Source organism: Roseovarius litorisediminis (assembly GCF_900172295.1).
In the GTDB taxonomy this organism is placed as follows: Bacteria; Pseudomonadota; Alphaproteobacteria; order Rhodobacterales; family Rhodobacteraceae; genus Roseovarius; species Roseovarius litorisediminis.
This window is the reverse complement of record NZ_FWFL01000025.1, coordinates 1-5,967: the sequence shown is the minus strand read 5'-3', so window position 1 is coordinate 5,967 and position 5,967 is coordinate 1. Positions and strand designations below refer to the sequence as shown.

General features: G+C 54.4%; 6 protein-coding genes. 2 read left to right on the top strand and 4 right to left on the bottom strand.

Annotated features, from left to right (window positions below):
* Nucleotides 1-304: 304 nt before the first annotated feature.
* Both PEL8287_RS19550 and PEL8287_RS19545 read right to left on the bottom strand, forming a co-directional pair.
* On the bottom strand, nucleotides 305-763 hold the full coding sequence (locus PEL8287_RS19550) for a GFA family protein (protein ID WP_139837883.1): 459 nt from the start codon (nucleotides 761-763) through the stop codon (nucleotides 305-307).
* A 33-nt stretch (nucleotides 764-796) separates the two neighbouring features.
* On the bottom strand, nucleotides 797-1,090 hold the full coding sequence (locus tag PEL8287_RS19545) for an antibiotic biosynthesis monooxygenase family protein (RefSeq protein WP_085894129.1): 294 nt from the start codon (nucleotides 1,088-1,090) through the stop codon (nucleotides 797-799).
* A gap of 274 nt (nucleotides 1,091-1,364) precedes the next feature.
* Between PEL8287_RS19545 and PEL8287_RS19540 the strand changes: the two genes are divergently transcribed.
* Complete coding sequence (locus PEL8287_RS19540) at nucleotides 1,365-2,195, top strand: class I SAM-dependent methyltransferase (RefSeq protein ID WP_085894128.1); 831 nt, start codon at nucleotides 1,365-1,367, stop codon at nucleotides 2,193-2,195.
* Between the two features lie 90 nt (nucleotides 2,196-2,285).
* On the opposite strand, the gene PEL8287_RS19535 is transcribed toward PEL8287_RS19540, so the two are convergent.
* Nucleotides 2,286-3,119 carry an alpha/beta fold hydrolase gene (locus tag PEL8287_RS19535; RefSeq protein WP_268877844.1) on the bottom strand — a complete coding sequence of 278 codons (834 nt, stop codon included), beginning with the start codon at nucleotides 3,117-3,119 and terminating at the stop codon, nucleotides 2,286-2,288.
* 443 nt (nucleotides 3,120-3,562) lie between these two features.
* Between PEL8287_RS19535 and PEL8287_RS19530 the strand changes: the two genes are divergently transcribed.
* A complete protein-coding gene (locus PEL8287_RS19530; RefSeq protein WP_085894126.1) occupies nucleotides 3,563-4,429 on the top strand; it encodes an NAD(P)-dependent oxidoreductase in 867 nt (288 codons plus the stop codon).
* A 204-nt stretch (nucleotides 4,430-4,633) separates the two neighbouring features.
* Here PEL8287_RS19530 and PEL8287_RS19525 read toward each other — a convergent pair.
* Nucleotides 4,634-5,967 (bottom strand): transposase (locus PEL8287_RS19525; protein ID WP_085894125.1); only part of this gene is annotated, 1,334 nt, incomplete at its 5' end.

The following is a 5,967-nucleotide window of genomic DNA, read 5'->3' as shown; positions in this document are numbered from 1 at the left end:
AGAACTCGTAGAACAGCGCCGGTTGCGCTTCCTGCCTCGGTCCCATCATCGCCGGTCCTCCCCCTCGATTACAGGAATTGAATCAGCAGTTCAGACTTCGATCAAGGAAGAGTTTTTCAACAAAATACGCCCCTCATGTCGAGGGCAGAAGCTACATGACCGGCCCAAACCGGATCTTGGCCCAGACCATCAAGGCTGCAGGGCGGCGTCCCCAAAGCTGCCATTCGACATTTGTGCTTCATTCTTAACACCCAGAGGTCAGTGTTGCGGACAATGCGGACCACCGCAGATGCTGCCAAACGCGTCAGGCCAGTGCAGCCTCCAACCGGTCAAGCGCCTCTTTCGGCCAGACCTCGTCGAACTTGTAGAATTCGTCAAAGATGGGAATATCCTCGCTGAGCGGCACCCAAGTTTGCTTGCTGCTCGTGAAGATTTGCACGTCCGGAGGACACTGATCCGGATCATTCAAGGTCCCGACACGCACATACCGCAACTTGCCTAGACGGACCATGTAGCTGCTGAAGACGGCAACGCCGCAATCTCTGCAACGGGTGATGATCTGACCCTTTCCGCTTGGTGTTGGAAGCTCGTGTTCGGTGATCGGTCCCTCGAACTCAACCCGATCAGCCTCGATTATGGCGTTCAGTACATAGGCCGCTCCGGTTTGTCGCTGGCACTCGCAGCAGTGACAGCAATGCACGAACATTGGTGCCGTTTTCATGTGGTACGTGACCGCGCCGCAACCGCATCTCCCTTTAAACATCTTTCCCTCCGGAGTGTTTTTTAAAGTCATTTGCTATCTGACTAAATCGTAGTGTTTGATAGTACGGGACTCGACCAGTTCCGCCTCGGCCGGATCAACGTGCGGGCTCGCGTAGTCCTCACCGACGAATTCCTTCAGCGCCTCCAGGTTGTCCCACACCATCACAAAGCTGAACTCTCTCGGTGAATCTGCTAGCGGGGCGCCGGGCAAAATCTGAACGATACCCTTTGTCCGTTTCATCAATGGGATTGCTGTCTCATGGAAGAACCTGGCGAACTCCTCTTCTTTGCCCGGTCTTATGATGACCTGAAATATCCGCATGATCATGAACCCGTCCTCCGAAAAGTGCGGTTCCTGATGTATGAGTGCCTCGTAAATGGTGTAGCACGATCTGGCAAGAATGTCGCCTTCGGGCTCGTTCGGGTCATTAGCTGCGCGCTGCGCTAGGGTCTGATATGCGGGACAGAACGGTCGTTGGCATTTGGTAGCAAGAAGCCAATCTGCAGTACTGGTAACACTCAGCTGTCCAGCGAAAAAAGGATGTTTCAGGCCACCAGATGAGCAAAACGTGTTATCCTGCCCACTTACAGGGGAGCGAACAATGACTACAAACCAGTTTTCTGAATTCGGAACCGTTGAAAAAAAGGGTTGGTCCGAAACTGAAACCGCTCAAAGCTATGCAGCCAGTTTGGAAGGTGCCACCTCACAAAGTGTTCCGGAACTCGTGCGACAGGTCGGAGCGGGTCCGGGAGTACTTGCTCTTGATCTGTGTTGTGGCCCGGGTGTTGTCACCGCTGGGCTGCATTCCGCCGGAGCCGAAGCAATAGGGTTGGATTTCTCGCCTGCGATGTTGCAGTTGGCACGTCAAAATGTGCCTGAAGTAGAATTCATCGAGGGTGATGCCATGCACCTTCCCTTTGAAGACGCCCGTTTTGATGCTGTTACGATTGGCTTTGGCATTTTGCACGTGCCCGACCCGATCAGCGTTCTGGAAGAAGCGCATCGGGTTCTGCGGTTGGGCGGCCGCTTGTCTTTCTCAGTGTGGCACGGCCCAACAATTCCCACAATACTCGGAGATTTGTTTCAGGTAATCGGTCGTCATGGCGATCCTTCGGTTCAACTGCCCCCTGGACCTGGTCTGCATGACTACGCGGACCCCGAAATAGTTGTACCCGCATTAACAAATGCTGGGTTCTCTGATATCTCGCAAACCATTGTGGAGAACGTTGTTGAAACAAACAACGCGGACGACATTGTTACCCTGTTCATGGAGGGTACAGTGCGAGGTGGGATACTTCTTCGTTCGCAACCCCCCGATGCGCTGGCCGATATCCGAGCGGCAATGATTAAGCTGATCAAATCCAAATATGGCTCGAATGGCCCGTGGAGGTTACCAATTCCGTCGGTTGTATCCGCAGCAACAGCCGCTTAGCTGTCATTCTATTTCGGTTAACGTGAGGTCTGGTCTGCTCTGCGGACCAAGCGGACTTTGGCAAGACTACACAAATCCGCGTGCGGAATGTTAATGCGTCTGGCTGATAATGAAATCCAAAGCGGCTTTTGCTATCAAATCCGGTCTTTGCACAGGGCCCCCATGGCTTACCCCGGGAACTTTCGTGAGTTTGGCGTTCTCAATACTGTTGCTGGTTTCTTGTGCCATAAGTTTGTACTGATCCAATGAATTCTCGCCATAAAGGACGAGGACTGGACAGCGGATTCGATTGAACTCTTCTGACATAAGAGGCTTTGCAGGCTCTGCGCGTAGGTCAGGCAGCATCGTGTGGCAATTGTCCAAGTGGACTTTTTGAAAATCAGTATGTAGATCAGAGAAACCACCCTCTTTCATATTGTAGACTGCTTCGAGACCGATGTGCATGGCCGCCCGTAGGTTCCCGCCCTCCGCCATATGATAGGCAGGTTCCAGTCGCTTCCAAGCATCCTCACGGGCCCGCAGTAAAGGGCCTGGTTCGGACAGATCTTCACATTCAAATGACGGCTCGAAAATGGTTAGGGAAAGTACCTGTTCTGGCTTGATTGCGGCGGTCCGCAAAAGAACCCCGCCTGCATAAGACCAGCCAAAGAGATGAACGGGTTCATCCAACTTTGCCAACACCGCGATCAGATCATCGGTATGAACTTGACGGGAGAATGGCTTGTCGTCCGCCCATTCCATCAATCCGAAATGGCGTTGAGTAATCGCCATAAACTTCGTTTTGCGGGACATTGGCTTCCAGAAACCGCACCAAATCCGATGGTCGGCCCACGCCCCGTGAACGAAAAGAACCGGGACTCCGTTACCGACACGGACGAGTGGGAAACTGGTTCCATCGACATTGAGACGTTCTGGATCTGGCATTCCAGCCAAATCGATTTCGCTTGCCTTTGCGTTCATTCAACGAAGAGTAGGCCAATTCTTCAAGCCGGACAAATGGATCGTCAAACTTATCAAAACGCGACGATCATCGCGAGCCCGCTTCGGGCTCAGTGCGGACGTGCCAGGCTCTGTAGCCCAACGACCGATCCGAACAGCCGAATGTCCGGGCATCGGGCCACGCCGCTGAAAGCGTTGAATTTTCTGTGTTTCGGGAATGGCTGCTTTCGGAGCGCAGTCCAAGCTTGCCCCGCTGCGCCGCCACAAGTCCGCTCTGAGCCCAGTGTGGCATTTGCTGCATGGAACACGAACTGCTGCAATGCTGTAGAAGCCGGAATTTGGCACTTGATCGCTGTTGCAAAAACATAACCCGCGACTTCGGCTTCGATACGTGCTAGTAAATAACGGTTTTTTACCGAGGATTTGAAATGACTGAAATTTCGGTGATTGGCCTTGGGGCGATGGGGACAGCGCTGGCAATGGCGCTTGTTGGTGCGAATCGCGAATTGACGGTTTGGAACCGGACATCTGAAAAAACGCGACCTCTCGTTGCAGCCGGCGCAAGGCAGGCGGCGAGTATTGATGATGCTATAGCCGCCAGTCCCAAAGTCATTGTCTGTTTGCCGAGCTACAGCGCAACATCCGAGCTTTTTGAGGATAAAGACACCCAAGCGTTGTTGGCCGGACGAACCGTCGTGCAACTTAGCACTGCTTCGCCGAAAGAGGCGGTCGATGCAGAGAAATGGTTCGCGGAACGAAACGCGTCATTTCTTGCCGGTGCCATTCTGTGCTGGCCTGGAAGTATCGGCACGGAAAACGGGAAAATCGTTGTAGCAGGTCAACAGAAAGCTTTTGAGGATTGCAGCAGCGAATTACGTGCACTGGCCGGTGGTCTTCGGTATCTCGGACCAAATATCAGGGCGCCGTCTACGGTAGATCTGGCTTTTTTGTCTCGAACCCTAGGCATTATATTTGGGTCGATCCACGGTGCGCTGGTGTGTGAAGCGGAAGGCGTTCCAGTATCCGAGTTCACGGCAATCTTGCCGCCCGGAGATCGGGCTGTCCCGCTGACCGAAACTATCAATAACGGAACATTTGATACCATTAGTGAGGCCGGTGCTTCAGTTGATGTCGCTTGGGCAGCGGTTCGCCAATTGCAGCAACAAGCACAAGATTCAGGTATCAACAGTGAGCTACCGGATTTGATGGCAGCTTGGGTAAACAGAGCCCAAGCCGCTGGATTTGGCGCTCAGGAAACAGCGGCAGTCATAAAGACGCTGCGGACAAAAATCTAAACTGCCACACAGCAGCAGAGCATAAAGACCAGACATTGGAATTAATACTATGACCGTCTGTTTTGTCCCGCTGAGCAGCCATTGGTACAGACAGCAGCTAACGACGGCTTCGAGCCGATTTTGTTGAAAAAGTCTTTGATTTCGGCGCGCCTGTTTGAGCTATCGCCCTGATTTCGTTTGGATGTCGACGGCGTAACCATCGGTTCAACCTGCGGCGGGCAGTATTGGCTTGAGCTTTGCCAGTTTCCGGAGGTTTTGGGCGGTGGCTGCCAAGGTGAACTCATCTTGAACGCCGCAGGGACCGCGTAATCGTAGTCGCCCCAGGCCGAGGATGCGTTTGAGGTGGGCAAAGAGCATCTCGACCTTTTTTCGTCGCGCCTGAGCCTTGGGATTGAAGTCTGAGGTGGTGCATTGGCGAGCAAAGTCTCTGACGATCTCATATTTATCGCGATGGACCGAACGCGTTTCAGCGTTGGGGCAGCACTTTGCCTTCAGCTCGCATCCTGTGCAGTCTGATTTCAGTGCCCGATAGTTTCTGGATTTCCAAACTGGCGCATTCCGTTTTGGATCTGAATAGGTCCGCCATGTATGCCGCATCTCTTTGCCGCCCGGGCAGATGTACCGGTCGTTCTCATCATCCCATGTGAAGTCGGAGCGCGAGAAGGTTCCGTCGGTCCGTTCACCCTTGTCGAAGACCGGGATGAAGGGAAGGATTTGGCGCTTTAATGCCAGCCAGACCAGAGTGTCGGAAGACCCGTAGGCCGTATCTGCCGCGATCCAATCGGGCTTCACGCCAAAGCGCTGTTCGGTCCGGTCGAGCATCTTGCGCATCGCGCCCACCTCGGCGGTCTTGTTCGACCGGCTGGCATCCACATCCATGATGATGCCGTGGTCCGTATCGATGAGGTAATTGTCGGAATACGCAAAGAACGCAGGGCCTTTGCGCGCCGCTGTCCATTGGCTTGCTGGGTCAGCATGGGCTGTGAACTTGGGCTTTGCGGTGGTCGCCGCCCCAAAGGCTTCGTCGTCCAGCGTGTCGAGGTACTCGCGGACGGCACGCGGTGCATCATCAGGACAAATCTCGCGGGCTGCCCAATCCCCGGGGTTGCTCGAGTTCTGCTTCTGCACATCCGCGCTGATCAGGCTGGCGTCGACCGCGAAGCCCTGACCGCCAACCAAGCCTTCCTTCATGCAACGAGCAACCGTTGTCTCGAACACATGGCGCAGCAGATCGCTTTCGCGGAAGCGACCATGACGGTTCTTGGAAAAGCTCGAGTGATCCGGGATGCGGTCCGTCAGATCGAGGCGGCAAAACCAGCGATACGCGAGGTTCAGATGCACCTCTTCGCAGAGCCGTCGCTCGGATCGGATGCCGAAGCAATAGCCGACCAACAGCATGCGGATCAGCAGTTCGGGATCGACGGAGGGGCGGCCCGTGTGGCTGTAGAACTCCGCAAGATGCGTGCGGATGCCGCCAAGATCGACGAACCGGTCGATGGAGCGCAGCAGGTGATCCTGTGGGACATGATCCTCAAGCG